Below are 26019 nucleotides of genomic sequence, written 5' to 3' on the forward strand. Positions count from 1 at the left end.
CCGTCAAAATCATGCTCTTGAACCGCATCTCCCCTTCAATAGCCTTATCTATGATCACATCATCCATAATAATTGTGGGATTTGCCAATCATGAACTCGCTTCTATCATCATCTTCAAAGAAAGCAATTGACTCTCTTAAACGATTAATATAATGGAAGCTTTCATTCATGAGAGTTCCATCCAACTTATTCCTCAAAAATATTTTGCGCAGGTTACAACTCTAGCAGGAAATATAATCCTGCCATAATAATAGATATTATTTATTCAGCGTACTTCAAACACTTAAAATGTTTCACGTGAAACATTTAAAGCTTAACAGATATATCCAAGGGACAAATGCGTAGCAGCCAATGTGTTGCACCTGTTTTAGAAACAAAACATTTCCGATATCAACTTTCGCTATTCAACGACTGACTCTCCTATTATTCAAGACGATGGCTAGCCGACTAAACACCCGGAATTAAAATGAGAGCCTCGCGATATTACTCCATATTAGGAAGGATGAATGAATGCATCAGTTCAAAAACATCCCCTCCCTAAATTACGAATACAGTAAATAAAAAAAGGAGGACTCTTATAAGAGTCCTCCTCTATAATCCGTTCGTATCTCATTTCCGAAGTTGCTATTGCTTATACGATCGGCGTTTTGCTGGCCGTACCCGCCTTGCGAGGGTACTTGGTAGGCGTCGCTCCCTTTTTATCGATCACCACGATATGCCGGCCAGATTCCTCTACAGGCAAAGAGAACGAATGAACCTTGTTCAACGCCCCTCTCAGCTCTTTCAAACTGCGGGCCGCCTCCTTCACCTCTTCCGTAGGGTCGCTGCCCTTCATCGCCGCGAATTGTCCCCCTACCTTCGTGAAAGGCAGGCAGAACTCATTCAATACAGCCATTCGAGCTACCGCTCTTGCCGTGACCAGGTCGAACCCGTCACGGTACCCATGTTTGCGGGCAACCTCTTCCGCGCGCCCATGGATCAACTCAACCTCGGACAGCCCGAGGGTATCCGCAACATGCTTCAGAAACGTAATCCGTTTATTCAGCGAATCAACAATCGTCAGCTTGAGATGCGGAAAACATATTTTCAGAGGAATACCAGGGAAGCCTGCGCCTGATCCGATGTCGGCCAGATTGCCGATCTTGTTCATATCCACGTAAAAGGCGAGCGTAATCGAATCATAAAAATGCTTCGTATAAACCTGCTCCCGTTCGGTTATCCCGGTTAAATTCATCTTCTCATTCCACTCCACCAGCACTTCGTAATACATCTCAAACTGATGAAGCTGTTTCTCGTCAATCTTGATCCCGTGCTCGCCGAGCCGGTCAACAAAAGCTTTCTGAATGTCGTCCATTCCTTATCCTTTCGCTGCGGTTACCCGGTTATAATGCTCCAGGTAAACGAGAAGTATCGAAATATCCGCTGGCGTTACGCCGGCAATGCGCGATGCCTGGCCGATGGAAATCGGGCGGATTTTGTTCAGCTTCTGCCGAGCCTCCATGGCCAGTCCGTTGATCTCGTCGTATACGATATCTTCCGGAATGCGTTTCTTCTCCATCTTCTGCAGCTTTTCCACATGTCCCAGCTGTTTCTCAATATAACCCGCATATTTGATTTGGATTTCGACTTGCTCCTTCATTTCCTCATCCAGCTCGTAAGGAGACGGCGAGAGCGACTCCACCATGGCAAACGTAATCTCCGGACGACGCAAAATGGTCAGCATATTGCTTCCGTCCACGATCGGTGCTGACCCGGCGGCTTCCAGCATCGCATTCACCTCAACCGGCTTCACCTTCGTTTGACGAAGACGTTCGATCTCCTGCTCAACAAGCTGCTTCTTCAGCAGGAATTTGGCATAACGCTCTTCCGAGATCAGTCCGATGTCATGACCGATTTCGGTAAGTCGCAGATCGGCATTGTCATGACGGAGCAGCAAACGGTATTCTGCACGGGAGGTAAGCAAACGATAAGGCTCGTTCGTCCCTTTAGTCACCAGATCATCGATCAGCACTCCAATATACCCCTGGGAGCGATCCAGAATGACGGGCTCTTTGCCCTGCACTTTACGTGCCGCGTTGATTCCCGCCATGATGCCTTGGCCAGCAGCCTCTTCATATCCCGAGGTTCCATTGATCTGACCGGCAGTGAACAGGCCCGGCAGTTTCTTGGTTTCCAAAGACGGCCACAGCTGCGTTGGCACCATCGCATCATACTCGATAGCATATCCGTTACGCATCATTTCTACCTTCTCCATTCCGGGAATGGAACGAAGCACCGCAAGCTGAACATCCTCAGGCATGCTGGTGGATAGACCTTGCACATAGTATTCTTTTGTATTTTTACCTTCAGGCTCCAGGAAAATCTGATGTTTCGGCTTGTCGGCAAAACGAACGATCTTGTCCTCGATGGATGGGCAATAACGCGGACCCGTTCCTTCTATAACGCCAGAGAACATCGGAGCGCGATGAAGGTTGTCATTGATGATCTTATGCGTATCTACCGACGTATACGTCAACCAGCAAGGAAGCTGCTCATTGTCGGAGGATTTCGTTTCGTAAGAGAAGAACTTAGGATTCTCATCCCCAGGCTGAATTTCGGTCTTGGAGAAATCAATCGTATCCTTATGCACCCGCGGCGGCGTACCTGTTTTGAAGCGAACAAGATCGAATCCAAGCTCACGCAGGTTATGCGCAAGTTTTACCGAAGGCTGTTGATTGTTTGGACCGCTCTCATACATGAGTTCGCCCATAATGACTTTACCGCGCAAATACGTACCGGTAGTCAGCACAACGGCTTTCGCGCGATATTCCGTACCCGTCTGCGTCACGATCCCCACGCACACGCCATCCTCCACGATGAGCTGATCCACCATACCCTGACGAAGGGTAAGCTTCTCTTCCTTCTCCATCGTTTCTTTCATCGTATGCTGATAAGAAAACTTATCCGCTTGAGCGCGCAGCGCGTAGACGGCCGGACCTTTTCCCGTATTCAACATGCGCATTTGAATGAAGGTTTTATCGATATTGCGGCCCATTTCTCCGCCCAGCGCGTCGATTTCGCGTACGACATGTCCTTTGGCAGGACCTCCAATGGACGGGTTACAAGGCATAAAAGCAACCATATCCAGGTTGATGGTAACCATCAACGTTTCAGCACCCATACGCGCGGAAGCCAGTGCAGCCTCGCAACCGGCATGGCCCGCACCGACTACAATCACGTCATAAGTGCCACCCATATAACTCATAGCTCACCCTCCTGTTCTTATTGTGTTATATACGTAATCAAAGGGCATCCATCTCGGATCCCTGAAATTGCTGAGCTGTTCCTACTCTATATAGTAAGCCCTGGAGCTTATTTACCCAAGCAAAACTGTGAAAAAATTTGATCGATGAGCGAATCGCCAACCGCTTCGCCCAGGATCTCGCTTAACTGTTCCCAGGCCATTCTCACATCGATTTGAATCATATCGATCGGAATGAGCTGGTCGGCCGCGTCGTAGGCATCCTGCAGGGACTGCTTGGATTTCTTCAACAAGGCGATATGCCGCACGTTGCTCACATAAGTCAAATCCCCGCCTTCAATCTGGCCGCTGAAGAACAGGTTCGATATGGCCTCTTCCAGCCGGTCAATCCCCTCCTGCGCCTTCACCGACATCGGAACGATCAATTCATCGGGATAATACCGATGTAGAATGTCCAGATCGAGATTAGACGGTAAGTCCATTTTATTCATAATGACAATGCATTGTCTACCGCGTATTTGTTCCATCAATTCCAATTCGTCCTGATGCAGCGGTTCGCTGGCATTCAGCACGAGCAGAATGAGATCCGCCTCGTTTACCGCATGCTTGGATCGTTCCACGCCGATCTGCTCCACCACATCCATCGTCTCCCGAATGCCTGCGGTATCCAGCAGCTTCAACGGAATGTTGTTAATGGTGACAAATTCCTCAATCACATCGCGAGTCGTGCCCGGTATATCCGTGACAATCGCCCGATTATCCTGGGCCAGCGTGTTCAGAAGCGAGGATTTGCCCACGTTAGGACGCCCGACAATGGCAGTCGTAATCCCTTCCCGCAGAATTTTCCCTTCTTGCGCGGTCTTGAGCAGTTTATCGATTTCCCCCATCACCAGTTTGCTTTTCTCTTTAATGAATTCCGAAGTGAGCGACTCCACGTCATGCTCGGGATAATCGATATTCACTTCGATATGGGCCAGCGTTTCGACCAGGGTATGGCGCAGCTCGTTGATTTTGCGGGATAACGTACCTTCAACCTGCTTGAGGGCAACGGAGAAGGCACGGTCCGATTTCGAACGGATCAGGTCCATGACGGCCTCGGCCTGAGACAGGTCAATCCGGCCATTTAAGAAGGCCCGCTTCGTAAATTCTCCGGGCTCAGCCAAACGGATGTTTAATTGAAGCAGCAGGTCCATGACCCGCTTCACGGAGATGACGCCGCCATGGGCGCTGATCTCCACGACATCCTCGGTCGTGAACGAACGAGGGGCACGCATGACGGTCACGAGCACCTCTTCCAGGTTTTCCCCCGTTTTCGGATCCACAATATGACCGTAATGAACGGTATGGGACTCCACCTGCGTTAGCTTGTTTTTACTTTTGAATATACGCTCCACTTCCTGAACGGAGTCCGGCCCGCTGACGCGAATAATCGCGATGCCGCCTTCACCGACTGCCGTAGAAATGGCTGCAATCGTATCGCTAAACATCGTTTCCTTCACCTCTTTCTATTTAAAAAACCTCGGGATTACACCCCAAACCGTGTACTACCCCGCTGCTTGATCTATCATCTTAAACAAAAACCTCCGGCGGAAGTCTTTTGCGTATAGGTCTCTCTAAAAAACAATGACTCCCTCTTGAAGCTTAAGGAGTCATTGTTTATATAGGCTCTTCAACTCATTTAGGACGACTTGGGCGTGATGACAACCCGCCGGTTCGGCTCTTCGCCCTTGCTGTACGTCTTCACGGCTCCATGGGACTGGAGTTTGGCGTGAATCACCTTCCGCTCCGCAGCAGGCATAGGCTCAAGCACAATCTCTTTGCGGGTCTTCAGAACCCGTCCCGCCAATCGATCGGCCAGATCCTCCAGCGTTTTCTTGCGGCGATCACGGAAGTTCTCGGCATCCAGTACGATGCGCAGATAACTATCGGAGTACCGATTCGCTACGATATTCGCCAAATACTGAAGTGCATCCAACGTCTGGCCCCGGCGGCCGATCATCAATCCGAGTCCGGCTCCGGAAATTTGAAGCGTCGTAAAGTCTTTTCCCTTCTCCATCTCAACGGAGATATCAAGCCCCATGGCTTGTCCAGTTTCGATAAGAAAGGCGATGGCTTCCTGATAAGGGTCCTTGCCTTCAAGGGAAGCTGTTCCGGGGCTCTCGGCAATCGCGGTGCCCGCAGGCGCTGCCTGCGTCGCCACGGAGGCATGAGAGACCTGAACCGTTTTGGCCGGAACAGCTTGCGTACCCGAAGGAGAAACTTCCTTCACAGATGGTTCGCCGCCGGCGCCGTCAGGCAGGAGCGTTAGTTCGACTTTCGCTTCCTTGACCCCGAACAGGCCCAGGAATCCTCTTGATGGCTGACTCAATACTTGAACCGATATACGGTCTTGACTTACACCCAAGCGGGCCAGCCCTTGTGCGACAGCATCTTCAATGGTTTTTCCTGTTGCGACGATTTTACTCATCTCGACTTCTTGGCTCCCTTCGAACCTTTTTTCCCGCCTTTGCTGCCACTCTTCTTCCCGCCCTTGTTACCGCTCTTGTTGCTCTTATGACCTTCGGTTGCGCTGGCAACGCTTGCCACGACTGCAGCCTTGTCATTGTTGCGGTACAAGAAGTAGTTCTGCACGATCGTGTAGAGGTTACTGTAGAACCAGTACAACGGAAGTGCGGATGGGAACTGGAAGGACATTACAAAGATCAGAATCGGATAAACGAACAGCATGAACTGCATCATCCCCATTTGCGGAGACGGGTTCATCTTCATCATCATTTTGGTTTGGAAATAAGTGGTTGCAGCGGCAAGTACCGGCAAAATAAACAACTTGTCCGGTTGCCCTAATTGCAGCCACAGGAATTCGTGATCACGAAGGAGATTGTTATAGTAAATCGAATGATAGAGTGCGATAAATATCGGCATTTGTACGATCAGCGGCAAACATCCCGCCATCGGATTAACCTTATTCTCCTGGAAGAGCTTCATCGTTTCCATTTGAACTTTTTCAGGCTGATCTTTATATTTCTCGCGAATTTTCTGAATTTCAGGCTGGATGGCCTGCATTGCCTTCGAGCTTCTGACCTGTTTCAGAGTCAGCGGTAAAATCAAGGTACGGACGATAAGCACCATCACGAGTACGGACAATCCGTATTCGCCGTTAAACCATGTCGCAAACGTATCAAGTGCCCATGTAAAGTAATAAACAACGTTGCTCTGCCAAAAGCCTCCATTTTTCAAGTCTTCAATGGTACGCGTTTGGTCAGCTCCAGGCGCACAACCTGATATAACGGCCACTGCGAGTATTACAGCGGTGAGGAGGAACCATTTTCCTCGTCTTGTCTTCATGAACGACACTTCAAAACCCCTCTCTTCGCCATTCCATTCCACGGTAAATCATAACATATTTATATGGACAAATAAACACATGGTTCAACCCCTCTTCGCTTTCAAAAGGGACGATTTCCTCAATACATGAAGCACGCTTTTCTCCAGCTCCTGATAGGACTTGTCGAGCGCTCCCTTTCGAACGATAAAGATCAGGTCGATATGCTCGATAATCTGGTGCTGATGGTGCCTGACAATCTCTTTAACCAGCCGTCTCATCCGGTTGCGGACAACCGCATTGCCGATCTTTTTGCTGCACGAAACGCCGACGCGAAACTGCTCTACCTCTTTTTTGCGCGACCAATAGACAACAAATTGATGATTGGCGAAGGACTTTCCGTGTCGATATACCCGGCTGAAATCAGCGCGGTTCCGTAAACGAAGTTTTCTATGCACAAGTTTCTACCGCCCTGCCGTTAATCAAGTTCATTACATTCTGCGCTGCTGTGGCATCCATACTATTATAATAGTATAGGCATGCCAAAACCGCGCTAAACACCCGATTGCACCTTTACCACTCCATGTAGCTTATATCCTGCCGGTTCTAAAGGAAACTCCTCACACCGCAGCAGATATTACGAAAAAAAGACCACCTCGGTGGTCTTCGTGGCACAATATTAAGCGCTCAGTACTTTTCTGCCTTTTTGACGGCGGTTAGCCAATACTTTGCGTCCGTTCTTCGTGCTCATTCTTTTACGGAAGCCGTGTACCTTTTTGCGTTTGCTTACATTCGGTTTGAAAGTCGGTCTCATGAATTAATGCACCCCCTTACAGGAATATCGCTTACCCATATTTTAAGATCATAACGTCAATCGACGCACTTTCACGGAAGAATAGACCGCGATTTGTTGAACCGACGTCTATGGACGTATCTCTTGTAAACAGACCGCTACTTGCTAGCGGATAATGTTCTCATCTTCACAGAAAATGCCTTTATACATTTAATCACGTTCAGGCCCAAAAGTCAAACCAAACTTGACTTCGACCAGCTCATAAGTTTTCCACAAGTAGTCATTATTGCTAGTTTTGAATTATCCACATGGGGATAACCTATTTGAACACGTTGTGGATGGTCCCTTTTAGGTCAACATTATGCCCTCCAGCCCTCTTAATCCCCCATGTTTACACCAGAGCCATAAAAGAGTAGTATAAAAATTGAATTTAAGTTGTATACAAGTATACACCTAAGAAGGAGCTGCATTGTTTTATGAAAATAGGCATGATCGGTCTGGGGAAAATGGGCCTCAACCTGGTTCAGAATCTGATTCATCATCAGCATCAGGTCGTAGCTTACGACTTAAATACGGAACTGGTCGCTCAAGCCGCCGAGTGCGGCGCGGAAGCTGCCGCATCCACCGAATTGCTCGTAGCTAAACTGGAGAAACCACGCATCGTTTGGATGATGGTGCCGGCCGGTAAGATCGTGGATTCGGTCATCGAATCGCTTACGCCCCTGCTCGAGTCCGGTGATATTTTGATTGACGGAGGCAATTCGCATTATAAAGATTCCATCGCCCGTGCAGCACGCCTGGCGGAACAAGGCATTCATTATTTCGATGCCGGCACTTCCGGCGGCATGGAAGGCGCGCATAATGGAGGCTGCTTCATGATTGGGGGCAACCGCGACGTATTTAGCGGCATCGAGCCCCTGTTTAAGGATATGGCTGTCGAGAACGGTTACTTGTATGCCGGTGAAAGCGGCAGCGGTCATTTTCTGAAGATGGTCCATAATGGCATCGAATACGGCATGATGCAGTCCATTGCGGAAGGTTTTGAAGTGTTGGAAAAGAGCGCGTTTGATTTTAACTACGAGGATGTCGCACGGGTATGGTCGAACGGCTCCGTCATTCGCAGCTGGCTCATGGAACTGACGCAAAACGCTTTTTCCAAGGATCCGAAGCTCGAAGGCATTAAAGGCGTGATGAAATCATCCGGCGAAGGCAAATGGACGGTGGAAACGGCACTCGAGGTTCAAGCCAGCGCGCCGGTCATCGCCATGTCGCTGTTCATGCGCTATCGCTCCCTTGACCAAGATACGTTCCACGGCAAAGTCGTTGCCGCGCTTCGCAATGAATTCGGCGGCCATGCCGTTGAGAAATCGGAATAACATATATTCTCTTATATGCACCCTGCTGTTTCTTTAGGGCATGTTCCCTATGGTCATTATGACCAGGCTGGGCATGGTCCCTCTTTCATTCATTGTGGTATGATGATCACTGGAGAACTTCAAGAATCAGTACTGGATTGGAGAATTATGCTATGAAATTTCCCTCAACGTGGCTTCAGGGAGCCTCTCTCGGAGAGGCCATTGCCAGCGAACTGAGATTGCAGATTATCAGCGGCACCATCAAGCGCGGAGAAATCCTATCCGAGAACCGGATCGCGGGTGAATTCGGCACGAGCCGATCTCCTGTGCGGGAAGCGATGAAAACGCTGTCCAGCGAAGGTTTGATTCAATTGGAGCGCATGGGAGCCGTCGTCATGGGCTTATCCCTCAAGGAAGTCGAGGAATTATACGATGTCCGTTTTCTTATCGAGAGCTTTGTTCAAGGACATGTGTTTGCGAATCCGCAGCCGGAACTGATCCAGCATTTAAAGCAAATCGTCGATCGGATGGAGCTTGCCGCCAAACATCAGGATCCGGTGGAATTCTCCTATCAGGATTTGGCTTTTCATGAACGGATTATAACGGAAGCGAACCATAAACGAATTCTTCATCTGTGGAAGAGCATTCGCCCCATCGTGATCACGGTGATGCTCATTACGACGCGGCAGGTATTCGGTGGCGGGGGCGCCAAGGTTCGCTATGTCATGGACAAGCATCTTCAGCTTATCGCGGAGATGGAATCCCTGGATCCGGCACGGATCCAAACGGCGGTTCAGCATTACTTCGATGATTCCCGTCAGACGCTTCATCTTAGTTTTCCGGAGGGTTAATATAATCCTCCCTTCCTCCGCACTGACATTACATGTGTAAGCTCTAAGTTGTCGACAAGTATACAATAGAATTCGCTTTTGTTTTGGGTATACTACCGCAGAACAGCCCGATGATACTAACCATTTCCCAATTCAAATGGGTAATCTATAGGAGGAAGCAAGATATGAATTCACTATTCGGTCTCAGTCATAACGCTACCTTAATGATCTGGACACTGCTGACGATCGTCTTCCTGATCGTGCTGATTTCCAAATATAAATGGAATCCTTTCGTTACCTTACTGATCTCCGCACTGATCCTCGGTCTTTTGACGGGCATGCAGCCTGCGGATGTGATTACTTCGATAACCGGCGGTCTTGGCGGAACGCTCGGAACGATTGCGATCGTTATCGCCCTTGGTACCATGCTGGGTAAAATGATGGCCGAATCCGGCGGCGCCGAGCAAATCGCCACCACCCTCGTGGACCGCTTCGGCGAGAAGCGCGTCCACTGGGCCATGATGATCGTCGGCTTTATTGTCGGTATTCCCGTATTTTTCGAGGTTGGCGTCATCCTGCTGATTCCAATTGTGTTCACGGTTGCACGCAAAACGAAAATGTCCCTGCTGCACATCGGCATTCCGATTCTGGCCGGATTGTCCACCGTTCATGGGCTGGTGCCTCCGCATCCCGCTCCGATGATTGCTATTGAAGCTTATGATGCGGACCTCGGCATGACCATTCTCTATTCGTTCCTGGTCGGAATTCCTGCAGCGATACTCGCCGGCCCGGTATTCGGTAAATTTATCGGGAAACGGATTCGAACCGAACCGCCCGAAGAGCTGGCCGAGCAGTTTTCAAGCAAAGCGGAACGAGGCTTGCCAGGCTTCGGCATCACCTTGTTTACGATCCTGCTGCCGGTCATTCTGATGCTTATCGGATCCGCGGCCGATATTATCGATCCGGAGTCCACCAGCTTCATTTCCGTGTTCTGCAAATTTATCGGTCATGAAATCATTGCCCTGCTCATTGCTGCGGTCTTCTCCTTCTTCTCGCTTGGATTCGCCCGCGGCTTTAATAAACATGATCTTTCCCGCTTCACCAGTGAATGCCTCGCTCCGATCGCTTCGATTATTCTGATCATCGGTGCAGGCGGCGCTTTCAAGCAGGTTCTGATCAACAGCGGCGTCGGCAATGCCATCGCCGAAATTGCAACCGGCGCCAATATCAACGTGATTCTGTTCGCATGGCTTGTCGCGGCGCTCATTCGCATCGCAACCGGTTCTGCAACCGTAGCCATGACAACCGCCGCTGGAATCGTTGCTCCTGTACTTGCGATGACGCCGGGCGCCAATGTGGAGCTAGTGGTACTCGCTACCGGAGCAGGCTCCATCGTACTGTCCCACGTGAACGATGCCGGCTTCTGGATGGTAAAAGAATTCTTTAATATGACAGTAGCCCAGACGCTAAAATCCTGGACCGTGCTGGAAACGATATTGTCCGTGACCGGGCTCGTGTTGGCTCTTGTTCTGAATGTAATTGTATAATGAAGCAATAAGACACATGAGGGCTCCCGAAGCGCTGTTTTTTAAGCAGCTGCCGGGTGCCCTTACGTAGAAAGAAGGTAGGTCTCTTGAGTACACATAACTATATGATCGGCGTCGATATCGGAACAACAAGCACCAAAGCGGTCCTTTTCAAGGAGAACGGTGAGGTCGTTGCCAAGGCCGGCGGCGAATATCCGCTGCTTACCCCGACGCCCTCTACGGCCGAACAAGACCCGGAACAAATCTTTCAAACCGTCATCGCCTCTGTTCAAGGTGTCATGACGCAGAGCGGGATCGATCCGGCTCAAGTGCTGTTCGTGTCCTTTAGCGCAGCCATGCACAGCGTCATTGCCGTGGACAGCCAGGGCACCCCTCTGACCCGCTGCATTACCTGGGCGGATAACCGCAGTGCAGCCTGGTCGGCGAAGCTCAAAAAGGAACTTGGCGGCATGGAGCTGTACCTTAGAACCGGAACTCCGATACATCCCATGTCACCCGTAACCAAGCTGATGTGGATGCGCCATGAGCTGCCCTCCCTCTTTTCGCAAGCAGCCAAATTCATTTCGATCAAAGAATACGTTTATTTCAAGCTGTTCGGCCAATATGTCGTTGATCATTCCATTGCTTCCAGCACCGGGATGATGAACCTTGAAGCGTTGGCATGGGATCCGCAGGCGCTGGAGCTTGCCGGCATCACCGAGGACCATTTGTCGACCATCGTCCCTACTACACATATCATGGAGGGCTTAAAAAGAGAGTATGCCGCAGCCATGGGGCTCTCCGCCTTCACGCCGTTCGTGCTCGGCGCTGCCGACGGAGTTCTGTCGAACCTGGGCGTGAACGCCATCCAGCCGGGCGTCGTTGCGGCCACGATCGGTACGAGCGGCGCCATCCGTACGGTCGTCGACAAGCCGATGACCGATCCGAAAGGACGTATTTTCTGCTATGCATTGACGGAGAAGCATTGGGTCATCGGCGGCGCGGTCAATAATGGGGGCATGATTTTCCGCTGGGTTCGCGATGAATTTGCCGCCTCCGAGATCGAAACGGCCAAGCGTCTGGGCATCAATCCCTATGATGTGCTGACCAAAATCGCGGATCGTATTCCGCCCGGCTCGAACGGACTCCTATTCCACCCGTACCTGACGGGAGAACGCGCGCCATTATGGGATCCGAATGCCCGCGGCTCGTTCTTTGGCTTAACCCTCAATCATAAAAAAGAGCATATGATCCGCTCCGTGCTGGAAGGCGTGATCTTTAATATGTATACCGTTCTGCTGGCGATGGAGGAACAAATCGGCCGGCCGGCCAAAATTCATGCCACCGGCGGTTTCGCCCGTTCACCGATCTGGCGACAGATGATGGCGGATATTTTTGACCAGCAGGTGATCGTGCCGGAAAGCTACGAGAGCTCTTGCCTTGGCGCAGTGGTCCTTGGACTGTACGCCACAGGCAGAGTGGAATCGCTCGATATCGTCGAGACGATGGTCGGCGGCACCCATGAACACCAGCCCGTGAAAGAAAGCGCCGATATTTATAAAGCGCTGCTGCCGATTTTTATCCGCATTTCCCGGAAGCTGGAGGAAGATTATGAGGCGATTACCGAATTCCAACGCCGATTCGAGAACGCATAAGCTTACTATAGTAAGAAAAACACCGTTTGACGTACCTTCTCAGAAAACAGCAGGCATCCGATGTTGTTTTCTTCGATAATAGTCAGGGTGGCCCTGCTTCTAAGTTATAAACGTTCGTATATCTTAAAGAAAAGCCCGTTCTCGCTGGATCCGATCCATGCCGAAAACGGGCTTTTTTTGTCATAATGCATGCGCAAAAAATATCCACAATGAGAATCCCATACCGAAAATTCCCCCTGCCTTGCACATAAAGAAGTAGAAGTCGCTGGGCTCCGGATTATCATACATCCAGTTTGATGGCGAAATATGAAACATAAACCGCTGGAAAGGCTCATATCTGAAGAAGCTCCAGTTCATGATCCCTATCCCGAGCGCCAACAAAAAGAATCCTATGCTGCCATTCGGGTCATGAAACCGCTCGTCAGCAGCCTTGGCCAGCTCCGTGGGGAAATAGCGGGGCTCATCCGGATCGGATCGATAAACTTGGCCGCTGCCGTCCGTGAACCTCATGCCGGGTATCACCATCTCCCCCTTCTCGTCGTATGCAAGAAAGCTCCGGTCTCCAAACGGTTCCACGCGGTAGTTACCGTCAGGATAGATCACTTCATATGATGCCGAATGTCCCGATCTGTGACCATATGCCCGTATTTCATATATTTCGCCGGCAATCTCAACCCTATTCCCCTCTTCACCGGCATGGACATAGATTGGCTCCCCGCGGCCAAATGATCCTGTACTCGATGGTCCCGTTTCCCGAATCGGCATATTTCGAGTACTTAATGTCTTCCATATGGAACACTTTCTTCGAATAATAGCTCTGAGCCCATACCGTGATCAGAACCAATAGGGCGGCCAGTGCAAGCAGCACCCCTATTTTTCTCCAGCTCAAGCCCTTCCCTTCGGTCCGCATCCATGGTTCCCCCGCTCCATTTTTCCTTATAGTACGGTCGTTCGCAAAGAAGGTTGCAAGGGAAGAGCCTATAAACAGATGCTTTTAAACTTCTTCACTTATTGCGCGGGTGCGGTCCGAGTCATTCTTGAACGGTCGCCGACCATTCGACGCCATAAGTTCTGAATCTATCATCTGAGATCGACTAGAGAGCCACTATTAAATTGAGTCACAACAAAAAGCCCTCAAATGGAAACTTGGAGATTCCGTTTGAGGACTTTGGATGACTATCCACAGCTATTTTTCACCTTTGGTCGATTGTGCGGCTGCTAGAACATTCAACCAGAAGTTATGAACAGATGGTGAGACAAGAAAATTCTGCTTGCCAATCGGACAAGCTGTGAATAATTTTTCGCGCTTTGAGGCCAATGATGTCGAATGCCGAACAGATTATAAACAATATATAGTGGTGTGAATAATAATTATGCACAACGTATTGAATTTGTGGATAAATTAGCGACATACATTGAAAATAAGGCCTTCTTTTGCTATGATGATATTACTTTTGGTTGTGAATATGTGAATGAAGCTATAATATTATCAACAGGCTGTGGATAAAGTTGTGAACAATTTCAATTTATCCATATTTTTTTGTTTCCACAGGAGTTAGTTCTGGGGATAATTAGACATCATTCATTTTCTTTCGACAATTCCACACATGGCTCTAGCCACATTTGGAAGATTTAAAGGAGTGACAGTTTTGGAAAGCCATACTTCCGAATTATGGCAAGAAATATTATCGATCATACAAACCAAGCTGAGCAAACCGAGTTTTGACACTTGGTTTAAAGCTACCAAGGCATTGACCATTAACGATCACTCCGTCGTCATTTCCGCGCCGACAACGTTTGCTGTGGAATGGCTGGAGAGCCGATACACCAAGCTGGTTAGTGCAACCGTGCTGGAGGTGGTGGGCAAGCAGGTCGACGTTCGCTTCGTGATCGAAGAGACGAAGGCACATGAACCTGCTCCGCAGCAGCCCTCGCCGCCGCTTGAAATATCCGGTGAAGAAATTCAGTCCCATATGCTGAACCCGAAGTATACGTTTGACACATTTGTCATCGGCTCGGGCAACCGGTTCGCACATGCTGCCTCGCTCGCCGTTGCCGAAGCTCCGGCTAAGGCGTATAACCCGTTATTCCTATATGGTGGAGTAGGCCTTGGAAAAACGCACTTGATGCATGCCATCGGCCACTACATTTTGGAGCACAATCCCAGCAGCAAAGTCGTGTACATTTCCTCCGAGAAATTCACCAACGAGTTCATCAACTCCATTCGGGACAACCGCGCAGAAAGCTTCCGCAACAAGTACCGCAACGTTGATATTCTGCTCATTGACGATATCCAGTTCTTGGCCGGGAAAGAATCGACGCAGGAGGAATTTTTCCATACGTTTAACGCCCTGCATGAAGAGCGGAAGCAGATTATCATATCCAGTGACCGTCCCCCCAAGGAGATCCCGACGCTGGAAGAACGGCTCCGTTCCCGCTTCGAATGGGGATTGATCACCGACATTCAACCGCCGGATCTGGAGACTCGGATCGCCATCCTTCGCAAGAAGGCCAAGGCCGAGAATCTGGATATTCCAAACGAAGCCATGATGTATATCGCCAATCAGATCGATACGAACATTCGTGAGCTTGAAGGTGCCCTTATCCGTGTCGTCGCTTATTCCTCCCTGACCAATCAGGACGTTACAACGCATCTGGCAGCCGAAGCCTTGAAGGATATCATTCCGTCCAGCCGGCCGAGAATGATTACGATTCAGGATATCCAACAAAAGGTCGGCGAGTATTACAACCTGAGACTGGAAGACTTCAAAGCCCGCAAACGGACCAAAGCCGTCGCGTTTCCGCGGCAAATTGCCATGTACTTGTCCCGCGAATTAACCGACTATTCCCTTCCCAAGATCGGAGAGGCATTCGGAGGCCGGGATCATACCACTGTCATTCATGCCCATGAGAAGATTACACAATCTCTGAAAACGGACCAGGAGCTTTTCAAAGTGGTCAATAACATTACGGAGAAAATCAAAAATCCAACCTGAACAAGTTCAAAGCCTATGCACAATCTATACACATGTGGATAGGCTTAATTTTATGCCTTTTACGAGGCTTATCCACATATTCAGTGTCCCTATTACTATTACTAATAATAATTAATAAATAAATTAACCATAAAGAGGGGAATCCCCTTGGCTTTCGCCAAGAGAAAAACCCCCTCTCATTTTTCCGTAAGGAGTGAACTTGATGAAAATCAGCATATTAAAAAATGTATTAAACGAATCCATTCAACACGTATCGAAGGCGATCTCCAGCCGAACCACGATTCCGATCCTCAGCGGCATTAAACTGGATGTCACGTATTCGGGCGTCACGCTAACAGCCAGCGATACGGATATTTCCATTCAATCGTTTATTCCTGCGGAGGATGAGAAGCATACCATCGTTCAGGTAGAGCAGCCTGGCAGCGTTGTGCTGCCAGCCAAATTCTTCGTTGAAATCATCAAGAAACTGCCTTCCCAGGAAATTCAGATGGAGGTCAAAGAAAACTTTCAGACCTTTATTTCTTCGGGGGCCACGGAAATCCAGATGGTCGGCTTGGATCCGGAGGAATTCCCGGTATTGCCTAACATCGAGGGCAGCCAAACCGTTTCTTTGCCAGGTGATCTGTTGAAAAACATGATCAAACAAACGGTATTCTCCATTTCCACCCATGAAACCACGCCTATTTTGACGGGTGTATTATGGAGTCTGAACGACAATGAGCTGAAATTTACGGCCACGGACCGTCACAGACTGGCTACTCGCTCCGCCCATCTTGAGGGAGCTGACGGCATTACGTTCAACAATGTCGTAATTGCGGGCAAAACGCTGAACGAGCTGAGCAAAATCATTCCAGACCAAAATACGCTGGTTGATATCGTTGTCGCGGATAATCAGGTATTATTTAAAATTGACCGTGTTCTGTTCTATTCCCGTATATTGGACGGTATTTATCCCGATACTTCTAGAATTATTCCAACCTCGCATAAAACAGAACTGGTTTTGGACACAAAAAAATTAAGCGAGTCGATCGACCGTGCCTACCTGCTCTCCAAAGAGGAGAAAACGAACATTGTTCTCCTGCAAACGATGGAACATGGCGGCATCGAGATCTCTTCCAGCTCTTCCGAGCTTGGTAAAGTGCGTGAGGAATTGGACCTGATCGATTTCAAAGGGGAGCCGCTGCGCATCTCGTTCAACTCGAAATACATGCTGGACGTGCTCAAGGTGGTTGAAAGCGAACAGCTGATGATCGCTTTCATGGGCGTCATGAGCCCGATCATCCTGAAGCCGCTCGACGACAGCAAGAGCCAATATATTATTCTGCCGTACCGTACGGCCAATTAAAGTTATCCCCATGTTGATAGGGATGAAAGGACGAAGTCATGAAACAAATTTTTATCCACAGTGAATATATCAAGCTGGATCAGTTCTTGAAGCTATCCGATTGCGTATCCACAGGTGGGATGGCGAAGGCGCTGCTCGCGGAAGGGGCAGTTCTGGTCAACGACGAGAAGGAAGAGCGGCGCGGACGCAAACTGGTTCCCGGCGACATCGTCAAGGTAGAGGATTGCGGGACGTTTCAGGTGGCAGCACAATAGACAGCCTCCCGCAGCCGCTTTGGCGCTAAGCGCGGAAGACGAGGGAGAGGATAAGCTTGTTTGTCAAAAATGTCAGCCTGCAGCATTACCGAAATTACGAGAAGCTGCAGCTTGAGGCATTTGGCGATGTCAATCTGATCATCGGACGCAATGCCCAAGGAAAGACGAATTTGATGGAGGCGCTCTTCGTGCTTGCTTTAACGAAGAGCCACCGTACCTCCAAGGATCGCGAATTGATCGGCTTTGAGCAGTCCAGTGCCCATATATCTGCCGAGATTGACCGCAAGTACGGCACTCTGAGGCTGGAACTGAGCTTGTCTCAGCAGGGGAAGAAGGCAAAAATCAACGGGCTTGAGCAGCGGAAGCTTAGCGATTTCATCGGCTCGCTCAATGTCGTGATGTTTGCGCCCGAGGATCTGGAGATTGTCAAAGGCACGCCGGGGGTCCGCCGCCGGTTTCTTGACATGGAAATCGGGCAGGTGGCCCCCAGCTACCTGTTTCATCTGCAGCAATACCAGAAGGTGCTCGTGCAGCGCAACAATCTACTGAAGCAATTGTGGGGGAAGGGCAGCGCCGAGCAGGCGATGCTTGAAATTTGGAACAGCCAATTGGCAGAACATGGTGTTAAAATCGTCAAGAAGAGGAAACAATTTATAAAAAAGCTGCAAAAGTGGGCGGAAAGCATCCATCAGGGGATCACCAACGGCCTGGAAGACCTCTCTTTGCACTACCTTCCATCCTTTGCCGACGCGGAGGAAGAAGATGAAGCTGTCTTATTTGAGACATTTATGATAAAATTATCACAAATGAAAGAGCAAGAAATACGGCGTGGTATGACATTGGCAGGTCCTCATCGAGATGATCTGGCTTTTTATATTAATGGCAAAGAAGTCCAAACGTATGGATCTCAAGGTCAGCAGCGGACGACGGCGCTATCTTTGAAACTGGCTGAAATCGAGCTGATACAGGAAGAGATCGGTGAATATCCGGTGCTGCTTCTGGATGATGTGCTTTCTGAATTGGATCCGTACCGGCAGACACAATTGATCGAGACATTCCAGAGCAAAGTGCAGACATTCATCACGGCGACGGGCATTGAGAGTTTGAATACCGACAAATTGAAGGGTGCCAGCATTTTTCATGTCCATGACGGACAGGTGGGCTCTTAAGGAGTGATTCCATATGTATATTCATTTGGGCGGAGAGAAGATCATCCGTTCGTCAGAGCTGGTTGGGATATTCGATATCTCGATAGAGAAATCCTCGAAAATCTCCAAGCAGTTCGTCACGCATGCCCAGCAGCATAAAGTCGTGGAGTTGATTGGCGAAGAGGATCCGAAATCCATCGTGGTGACGAAATCGATCGTCTATTACTCTCCGATTTCCTCTGCAACACTTAAGAAACGAGCGAATCATTTTGTAGCTCAGGCATAACAGAATCTGTAGAAGTAGGTGAAGGCATGTCTATGAATCAACCGACATATGATGAGAATCAGATTCAGGTACTGGAAGGATTGGAAGCCGTTCGTAAACGGCCGGGTATGTATATCGGATCTACCAGTGCCAAGGGTTTGCATCATTTGGTATGGGAAGTTGTGGACAATAGTATTGACGAAGCGATGGCGGGAATATGCGACCATATCGAAATCATTGTCCATGAGGATAACAGCATAACCGTTATCGATAACGGTCGCGGCATTCCGGTCGGCGAGAACGCTAAGCTGAAGAAGTCGACGCTGGAAGTGGTTATGACCGTCCTTCATGCCGGCGGTAAATTTGGCGGCGGCGGATATAAAGTATCCGGCGGTCTGCATGGTGTCGGCGTTTCGGTCGTGAATGCTCTGTCTTCGAAAGTCGTGGTTCAGGTCAAACGTGACGGGAACATCTACCAGCAGGAATATCATCGCGGCGTACCCCAATATGACATCAAAATCATCGGGGATTCCGACGATCACGGGACGACGGTAACCTTCCTGCCGGATCCGGAGATTTTCACGGAAACGACGGTCTATGACTATACAACTCTCCTGACGCGGATCCGTGAGCTGGCGTTCCTGAACAAGGGCATTGCGCTTACGCTGACGGACGAACGTACCGGGGCCTCCGACTACTTCAAGTACGAGGGCGGTATTATCGAATACGTCAAATTCCTGAATGAGAAGAAGGAAGCTCTGCACGAAGACCCGATCTATGTGGAGGGTTCCCGGGATAACATTCAGGTGGAAGTGTCGCTTCAGTATAACGACAGCTATACCGAGAATATTTATTCTTTTGCCAATAATATCAACACGCACGAAGGCGGAACGCATGAATCCGGCTTTAAGAGCGCGCTCACCCGGATCATCAATGACTATGCCCGCAAAACGGGATTGATCAAAGACAATAATAACAACCTGTCGGGTGACGACGTGCGCGAAGGATTGACGGCGATCATTTCGGTCAAAGTGCCGGAGCCGCAATTCGAAGGACAAACGAAGACCAAGCTCGGCAACAGCGAAGTGCGCGGGATCGTGGAATCCTTGTTCGCGGAGAAGCTGCAGGAGTTCCTGCAGGAGAACCCTGCGGTTTCCCGCCGGATCCTGGAGAAGGCGCTCCAAGCATCGCGTGCCCGCGAAGCGGCGCGTAAAGCCCGCGAGATGACGCGCCGGAAGAGCGCCCTTGAAGTCAGCGCATTGCCGGGTAAACTGGCGGACTGCTCCTCCAAGGACGCTTCCATCAGTGAGCTGTACATCGTCGAAGGTGACTCTGCCGGCGGTTCCGCCAAGCAGGGGCGCGATCGGCATTTCCAGGCGATTTTGCCGCTGCGTGGTAAAATTCTCAACGTCGAAAAGGCGCGGCTTGACCGCATCCTGTCCAATGCGGAGATCCGAGCCATCATTACGGCTCTGGGCACGGGGATTGCGGAGGATTTCGATCTCTCCAAAGCCCGTTACCACAAAATCATTATCATGACCGATGCCGACGTCGACGGTGCTCATATTCGTACCTTGCTGCTGACGTTCTTCTACCGTTACATGCGTAAGCTGGTGGAAGCGGGTTATATCTACATCGCCCAACCGCCGCTCTTCAAGATCGAGCGCAACAAGGTGATCCGGTATGCCGGCAGTGAGAGAGAACGCGACGAGATCATCAAGGAATTTGGCGAGAACGTCAAAATCAACGTACAGCGTTACAAAGGTCTCGGCGAGATGAACGCCGGTCAGCTGTGGGAGACAACGATGGATCCCGAGAGCCGTACGATGCTTCAGGTGACGATCGAGGATGCGATCTTGGCCGATACCTTGTTTGATACCCTGATGGGCGATAACGTGGAGCCGCGCCGGGATTTCATTCAGGAGCATGCGAAGTCGGTCCGGAATTTGGACGTATAAAGTACTGCAAGCTAAAGAGGGGTATCCCCAAGGTCTGTGAAGGCCTCAGGGGAATACCCCTTTTTTCGTTAATAACGGGCACAGGCCGTGAGTCGTCGCATAACAGGACCCAACCATTCAGAGAGACTTGCTAACCGGTTTTTTTGGCTTTCTTCTTGCCGGATAAATTACGTCCGTAAGCATTGGCGTATTTTTCTACCTGTTTGTAGATGCTGGGATCCTTGAAGAATTTCTTGAACGGGAACAGGGCAGGTTTGGTATTAACCTCCAGGATCCAAATGTTCCAGCGATTGTCAATCGCAACATCCAGGCCGATTTCTTTCAGGTTCGGATACGTTTTTTGCAGCTGCGAAGCGACGTTCACTCCAAGCGTATTCAGTTCTCTACGGATATTCCCCGCTTCTTCAGCCGTCATATGCTCGAGCATCAGCGGTTTGTAGTGATGAACCACGCCGCCGCTGTGATGGTTGGTAATGATTTTATTTTTGGCCGCGACCCGGCCGATTATTCCTGTGCTCACCCACTGACCGGAAGGACTCTTCTGGGTAAGTACACGAAGATCAAAGGGACGGTCCTTATGGCGGAGCAGGTGGATGCCTTGCTGAACCAGATAGTCCTTGCCCTGAAACAAGGCGCTTAATGTTTTATGGAGACTCTCCAGAGAGGTAAATACTTCGGTTTTATGGTCGTAACGAAGCATGTAGGAAGCATCCTTTGTTTCATCAGTATCCGCGGTTTGGGAATGGAGCTGTTCGACCGACATCACGCCGATGCCGTAGGTCCCTCGGTCAGGCTTGATATACACAAGCGTATGCGTATTCAGCATGTCTTCAAGCGTCTCCAATGAATATAGGCGGGTAGCCGGAACATAAGAGGCGAGGCCTTTGTTTTTCAACAGTATTTTCGTTTTCGCCCACTTGCTTGCAACGCGTTGGATAGTCAAACATCTTCATCCTTTCTTAGCTGTATGATTGGAGTGACAGGATTTTGCCTGTCTCGTGATACAAACTCGCACTATCGGTTGATTTAAAAGAGTGTGGGTGCCTCTGACAAGAGAGGGGATGCCCGGAAAACATAGGACAAGTATGACAAACAGTGGTATAATATAAAGATGTGATGATTCGAAAAGTCCTTTGCAATGCATTGTATGTGAAAAGGGGCACGGAGGACAGGGCGTATATCCCGGTTTCCGGGCAAAAATCATGCTTTCACTTGATCCATCCCGTGTTTAATTGTGCGATGTTTGTGAAAGTAATATAATAAAGGTTAGTGCGTTTCTAGGTTTCTGATCACTATTCTGCTTTTTTCACATAGATCAAGGCATGGTTGATAGGAAAATGAAGGAGGTCCAGCATGGCGGAAGAAAATTTCTCCCAAATCAAAGATCGGGACATTGGTACCGAGATGCGCGAGTCCTTTATGGATTACGCGATGAGCATCATTGTCAGCCGGGCTTTGCCGGATGTACGGGACGGAATGAAGCCAGTACACCGTCGTATTCTGTATGCGATGTCCGAACTTGGAATGGCTCCGGATAAACCGCATAAGAAATCGGCAAGAATCGTAGGCGAAGTTATTGGTAAGTACCATCCTCATGGTGATTCCGCAGTTTATGAATCCATGGTCCGGATGGCGCAGGACTTCTCCATGCGTTACATGCTTGTTGATGGGCACGGGAACTTCGGTTCCATCGACGGCGATATGGCAGCGGCTATGCGGTATACCGAGGCTCGTTTATCGAAGATTGCCATGGAAATGCTGCGTGATATTAATAAAGAGACAATAGACTTTGCTCCGAACTATGACGGCGAGGAGCAGGAGCCGGTGGTTCTTCCTGCGCGTTATCCTAACCTGCTGGTAAACGGCGTGTCAGGGATCGCGGTAGGGATGGCTACCAATATTCCGCCTCACAATCTTGGTGAAGTCATCGATGGTGTACAGGCGATGATTCGTAACCCTGACATCACGCCGATGGAACTGATGGAATACATCCAAGGACCGGATTTCCCGACAGCGGGTTATATTCTGGGACGTGAAGGCATTCGCCAGGCTTATCGTACGGGCCGCGGTTCCGTAACGATGCGGGCGAAGGCGACGATCGAAGAGAATAATAACAAGGCGCGCATTGTCGTTCATGAGATTCCATATCAAGTGAACAAGGCCCGTCTGGTTGAGAAAATTGCGGAATTGGTTCGCGAAAAACGAATTGACGGCATTACGGATCTGCGCGATGAATCGGACCGTAACGGCATGCGGATTGTCATTGAGCTGCGCCGGGACGTCAACCCGAATGTCGTTTTGAATAACCTGTACAAGCATACGGCCATGCAGTCGAATTTCGGCATTAATATGCTGGCCATCGTGAACAACGAACCGAAGATTTTGAACCTGCGCGACGTGCTGTTCCACTATTTGGAGCATCAGGTCACCGTTATCCGCCGCCGGACGGAGTTCGAACTTAAGAAGGCGGAGGCCCGCGCTCATATTCTCGAAGGTTTGCGTGTTGCACTGGATCATCTCGATGAGGTCATTGCCCTCATTCGCGCTTCCCAAACCACAGAGGCTGCCCGCGAGGGCTTGATGGAGCGTTTCGGTCTCAGTCATGAGCAGGCACAGGCCATTCTGGATATGCGTCTGCAGCGCTTGACCGGACTCGAACGGGAGAAGATCGAGAACGAATATCAGGAATTGCTTGCCAGAATCGCGGAACTCCGTGAAATCTTGGCTAATGAGCATCTTGTGCTTCAGATCATCAATGATGAGCTGCAAGAGATTAAGGAACGCTTCGCGGATGAGCGCCGCACCGAAATTACGGTCGGGGAAGACAGCATCCTGGACGAGGATCTGATTCCGCGCGAAGAAGTGATCATCACCATTACGCATACGGGTTACATCAAGCGTCTGCCTGCCAACACCTATCGCAGCCAGAAGCGGGGCGGACGCGGCGTTGTGGGGATGGATACGAAGAGCGAGGACTTTGTCGAGCATCTCTTCGTCACGAATTCCCACCATTACCTGATGTTCTTTACAGATAAAGGGAAGGCGTACCGGTTAAAAGCCTATGAAATTCCAGAGCTGAGCCGTACCGCCCGCGGAACGCCGATCATCAACCTGATTCAAATTGAACAGGGCGAATCGATCAATGCCGTGATTCCGGTGGAGAACTTTGACAGCGATAATTACCTGTTCTTTGCAACACGCCAGGGCGTCGTTAAGAAAACCCCGCTTGAGGATTATGTGAATATCCGCAAGGGCGGTCTGATTGCGATTAATCTGCGCGAGGACGATTCCCTGATCGAGGTGAAGCTGACGGACGGTCAGCAAGAAATCATTATGGGAACGGCGCAAGGAATGTCCATCCGCTTCAAGGAGAGCGATGTTCGCTCAATGGGAAGAAGCGCGACCGGTGTGAAAGGGATCACGCTGGACGACAATGATGAAGTCATTGGCATGGACGTAGTGGACCAGGAGCTAGATATCCTCATTGTAACGACCAAAGGTTACGGTAAGCGGACGCCTGCAAGCGACTACCGCAGCCAGACCCGCGGCGGTAAAGGGATCAAGACCATCAATATTACGGAGAAGAATGGACCGGTTGTGGCACTGAAGGTCGTGAAATCGGAAGAAGACCTCATGATCATTACGGCAAGCGGCACCATCATCCGTACAAGCATGGAGGGCATCTCCACCATGGGCCGCTATGCTCAAGGCGTGAAGCTGATCAACATCCGCGAGGACGATGCCGTAGGTACCGTCTGCCGTGCGGATAAGAGCGATGAGCCGGATTCCGACGAAGAGGGAGAAGTAGGCCAAGACGGCGCAGAACCAATCGAGCCGGCCGAGCCGACCGAAGAATAACGAAGAAGCTTGGCATGGATGCAGATTTGCATCCATGCTCTTTTTTGTTTTATAGGATTACAAATTCAGGGAATTGGTATTGTACAGGCTGCGGAAGACGAACTATAATATGTATATTATAAGGTGAAGTTAGCTGCCATGACGCAGCTTAATAGATGGAGAGGGTTGATCATGACGATCAAAGCCGTAAATGAAGTGGTGGCCGGAGTAAAGCTGGCTAAAGATGTACATACGCCTCTGGGGGGACTGTTGCTTCAAAAAGGCAAGGTCTTGCTTCCCCGGGATCTGGAAGTGTTGAAGGCTTTCATGGTGGACCATGTTACCGTAGAGTCCGTTGAAGCGGAGAGCACAAGAATACCAACCGTAAAATCCGCAGGGCAAAAGCCTTCGCTGATCTTTACGGGGAATCAACAGGGCAACGGGAACGAAGAAGCGCCTGCCCGAAAAGATCTGGCCTTGCATGAGGAATATGACAAGACCATGACCTTGGTCAAAAACTGTTATCAATCCGCAATAACGGGCGAGCTTCGAATGTATGAAGTTCGTAATCAGATGGAAAACTTATTGAAGCACCAACATGAGTATCACATTCTTAAATTTATTCCACGCATGACGAATCGCCATGATTACCGGTATCACAGTGCTGTGCTTTGCGCCCTTTCCTCCTATAAGCTGGCACAATGGGTAGGGCTTCCGCAGAAAGATTGGATGCAGGTCGCTTTTGCAGGATTGCTGCATGATATCGGAAATGCCAAGATTGATCCCATTGTGTTGAATAAACCTTCCAAGCTAACCGAAGAAGAGAACGAGGAAGTACGTCAGCATACGACCTATGGTTATCAGATTCTCAAGAATGTGGCGGCGGTGAATGAAGGAGTACGGCTCGCAGCTCTTCAGCATCATGAAAAAGTGGATGGCTCCGGATATCCGCTCCGCCTTGAGGGGAACAAGATTCATATCTATGCCAAGATCGTCGCCGTTACGGATATCTTTCATGCGATGACATTGGATAAGTTCTATCGGAATGCCCAGTCGCCCTATGTTGTGCTGGAACAAATCCAGCTGGAGGCCTTCGGCAAGCTGGACCCCAAAATCGTCCAGACATTTATTCAGAAGGTAACCGCCCTCCATTCAGGTACTTGCGTGCGCCTGAGCAATGGGACTTCGGGAGAGATTGTTTTTACCGATAGCCAGCATCCAACCAGACCGATGGTATCCGTTCAGGGAGAGATCATTAACCTGATGCAGCAGCGGCAGCTCTATATAGAAGAAGTCATTTACTGATTTATTCTAAAAAAGGGTTGACCTACATAGAAATGCTGTGGTATATTATTTTTTGCCGCTTCTGAGCGGGAATATATCGCAGCTTTCAATGAATTAAAAGTTTTTCAAAAAAAAGCTTGCTAAGTAACTGAGAATGTGATATATTATAAGAGTTGCTGATGCGAACGAGATTCGCTGGTGACAAAGAAG

22 protein-coding genes are annotated in these 26019 nt (G+C 49.7%); 12 read left to right on the forward strand and 10 right to left on the reverse strand.

Translation table 11 applies throughout. The annotated features are described in order from the left end of the window. Positions 1-631 precede the first annotated feature (631 nt). The 7 genes from rsmG to rpmH form a co-directional block, all read right to left on the reverse strand. Entirely contained in the window at positions 632-1354 is a 723-nt protein-coding gene (gene rsmG / locus HMPREF9412_RS10965; protein WP_009591475.1) for a 16S rRNA (guanine(527)-N(7))-methyltransferase RsmG, read from the reverse strand. A 3-nt stretch (positions 1355-1357) separates the two neighbouring features. After that, positions 1358-3244: a tRNA uridine-5-carboxymethylaminomethyl(34) synthesis enzyme MnmG gene (gene mnmG, locus HMPREF9412_RS10970; RefSeq protein WP_009591518.1), complete on the reverse strand. Its 1887-nt coding sequence runs from the start codon at positions 3242-3244 to the stop codon at positions 1358-1360. Positions 3245-3351: 107 nt separating this feature from the next. After that, entirely contained in the window at positions 3352-4728 is a 1377-nt protein-coding gene (gene mnmE, locus HMPREF9412_RS10975; RefSeq protein WP_009591551.1) for a tRNA uridine-5-carboxymethylaminomethyl(34) synthesis GTPase MnmE, read from the reverse strand. A gap of 191 nt (positions 4729-4919) precedes the next feature. Continuing rightward, positions 4920-5708, reverse strand: a complete 789-nt coding sequence (gene jag / locus HMPREF9412_RS10980) for an RNA-binding cell elongation regulator Jag/EloR (protein ID WP_009591534.1) — start codon at positions 5706-5708, stop codon at positions 4920-4922. After that, positions 5705-6595 (reverse strand): YidC/Oxa1 family membrane protein insertase, encoded by an 891-nt coding sequence (locus HMPREF9412_RS10985; RefSeq protein WP_009591548.1) that lies wholly within the window; start codon positions 6593-6595, stop codon positions 5705-5707. The genes jag and HMPREF9412_RS10985 overlap by 4 nt, the downstream gene beginning before the upstream one ends. 75 nt (positions 6596-6670) lie before the next feature. After that, positions 6671-7021, reverse strand: coding sequence for a ribonuclease P protein component (gene rnpA / locus HMPREF9412_RS10990; protein WP_009591465.1), 351 nt, complete (start codon positions 7019-7021; stop codon positions 6671-6673). 221 nt (positions 7022-7242) lie between these two features. Continuing rightward, the gene (gene rpmH, locus HMPREF9412_RS10995) at positions 7243-7377 is read right to left on the reverse strand and encodes a 50S ribosomal protein L34 (RefSeq protein ID WP_006207379.1); all 135 of its coding nucleotides are present in this window, start codon (positions 7375-7377) and stop codon (positions 7243-7245) included. 455 nt (positions 7378-7832) lie between these two features. Between rpmH and gnd the strand changes: the two genes are divergently transcribed. From gnd to gntK, 4 genes are all read left to right on the forward strand, one after another. Continuing rightward, the gene (gene gnd / locus HMPREF9412_RS11000) at positions 7833-8732 is read left to right on the forward strand and encodes a phosphogluconate dehydrogenase (NAD(+)-dependent, decarboxylating) (RefSeq protein WP_009591544.1); all 900 of its coding nucleotides are present in this window, start codon (positions 7833-7835) and stop codon (positions 8730-8732) included. Between the two features lie 152 nt (positions 8733-8884). Next, on the forward strand, positions 8885-9562 hold the full coding sequence (locus tag HMPREF9412_RS11005) for a GntR family transcriptional regulator (protein WP_009591472.1): 678 nt from the start codon (positions 8885-8887) through the stop codon (positions 9560-9562). A gap of 164 nt (positions 9563-9726) precedes the next feature. Continuing rightward, the gene (locus HMPREF9412_RS11010) at positions 9727-11088 is read left to right on the forward strand and encodes a GntP family permease (protein ID WP_009591451.1); all 1362 of its coding nucleotides are present in this window, start codon (positions 9727-9729) and stop codon (positions 11086-11088) included. A gap of 104 nt (positions 11089-11192) precedes the next feature. Next, positions 11193-12722: a gluconokinase gene (gntK, locus tag HMPREF9412_RS11015; protein ID WP_036671917.1), complete on the forward strand. Its 1530-nt coding sequence runs from the start codon at positions 11193-11195 to the stop codon at positions 12720-12722. A 180-nt stretch (positions 12723-12902) separates the two neighbouring features. Here gntK and HMPREF9412_RS33290 read toward each other — a convergent pair whose 3' ends face one another. Next, positions 12903-13325: a hypothetical protein gene (locus HMPREF9412_RS33290; RefSeq protein ID WP_009591471.1), complete on the reverse strand. Its 423-nt coding sequence runs from the start codon at positions 13323-13325 to the stop codon at positions 12903-12905. A gap of 85 nt (positions 13326-13410) precedes the next feature. Further along, the gene (locus HMPREF9412_RS33295; protein WP_009591449.1) at positions 13411-13632 is read right to left on the reverse strand and encodes a hypothetical protein; all 222 of its coding nucleotides are present in this window, start codon (positions 13630-13632) and stop codon (positions 13411-13413) included. A gap of 697 nt (positions 13633-14329) precedes the next feature. Here HMPREF9412_RS33295 and dnaA point away from each other — a divergent pair. From dnaA to gyrB, 6 genes are all read left to right on the forward strand, one after another. Then, entirely contained in the window at positions 14330-15718 is a 1389-nt protein-coding gene (dnaA, locus tag HMPREF9412_RS11030; protein WP_175320759.1) for a chromosomal replication initiator protein DnaA, read from the forward strand. Between the two features lie 202 nt (positions 15719-15920). Further along, the gene (gene dnaN / locus HMPREF9412_RS11035) at positions 15921-17063 is read left to right on the forward strand and encodes a DNA polymerase III subunit beta (protein WP_009591487.1); all 1143 of its coding nucleotides are present in this window, start codon (positions 15921-15923) and stop codon (positions 17061-17063) included. Between the two features lie 38 nt (positions 17064-17101). Then, entirely contained in the window at positions 17102-17317 is a 216-nt protein-coding gene (gene yaaA, locus HMPREF9412_RS11040; protein WP_009591516.1) for a S4 domain-containing protein YaaA, read from the forward strand. Positions 17318-17373: 56 nt separating this feature from the next. Next, positions 17374-18486, forward strand: a complete 1113-nt coding sequence (gene recF, locus HMPREF9412_RS11045) for a DNA replication/repair protein RecF (RefSeq protein ID WP_009591496.1) — start codon at positions 17374-17376, stop codon at positions 18484-18486. 13 nt (positions 18487-18499) lie between these two features. After that, positions 18500-18751, forward strand: a complete 252-nt coding sequence (gene remB / locus HMPREF9412_RS11050; protein WP_007129241.1) for an extracellular matrix regulator RemB — start codon at positions 18500-18502, stop codon at positions 18749-18751. 26 nt (positions 18752-18777) lie between these two features. Beyond that, positions 18778-20688: a DNA topoisomerase (ATP-hydrolyzing) subunit B gene (gyrB, locus tag HMPREF9412_RS11055; protein WP_036671920.1), complete on the forward strand. Its 1911-nt coding sequence runs from the start codon at positions 18778-18780 to the stop codon at positions 20686-20688. A 130-nt stretch (positions 20689-20818) separates the two neighbouring features. Here the strand turns inward: gyrB and HMPREF9412_RS11060 are convergent, their stop codons facing one another. Next, positions 20819-21631: a YheC/YheD family protein gene (locus tag HMPREF9412_RS11060; protein ID WP_009591482.1), complete on the reverse strand. Its 813-nt coding sequence runs from the start codon at positions 21629-21631 to the stop codon at positions 20819-20821. Between the two features lie 410 nt (positions 21632-22041). On the opposite strand from HMPREF9412_RS11060, the gene gyrA reads away from it, so the two are divergent. Next, positions 22042-24546, forward strand: a complete 2505-nt coding sequence (gyrA, locus tag HMPREF9412_RS11065) for a DNA gyrase subunit A (protein ID WP_009591543.1) — start codon at positions 22042-22044, stop codon at positions 24544-24546. A gap of 171 nt (positions 24547-24717) precedes the next feature. Beyond that, positions 24718-25830, forward strand: a complete 1113-nt coding sequence (locus HMPREF9412_RS11070) for an HD-GYP domain-containing protein (protein ID WP_009591541.1) — start codon at positions 24718-24720, stop codon at positions 25828-25830. Positions 25831-26019: the final 189 nt, after the last annotated feature.

Origin of the sequence: Paenibacillus sp. HGF5, assembly GCF_000204455.1 — a bacterium.
Classification (GTDB): domain Bacteria; phylum Bacillota; class Bacilli; order Paenibacillales; family Paenibacillaceae; genus Paenibacillus_AQ; species Paenibacillus_AQ lautus_A.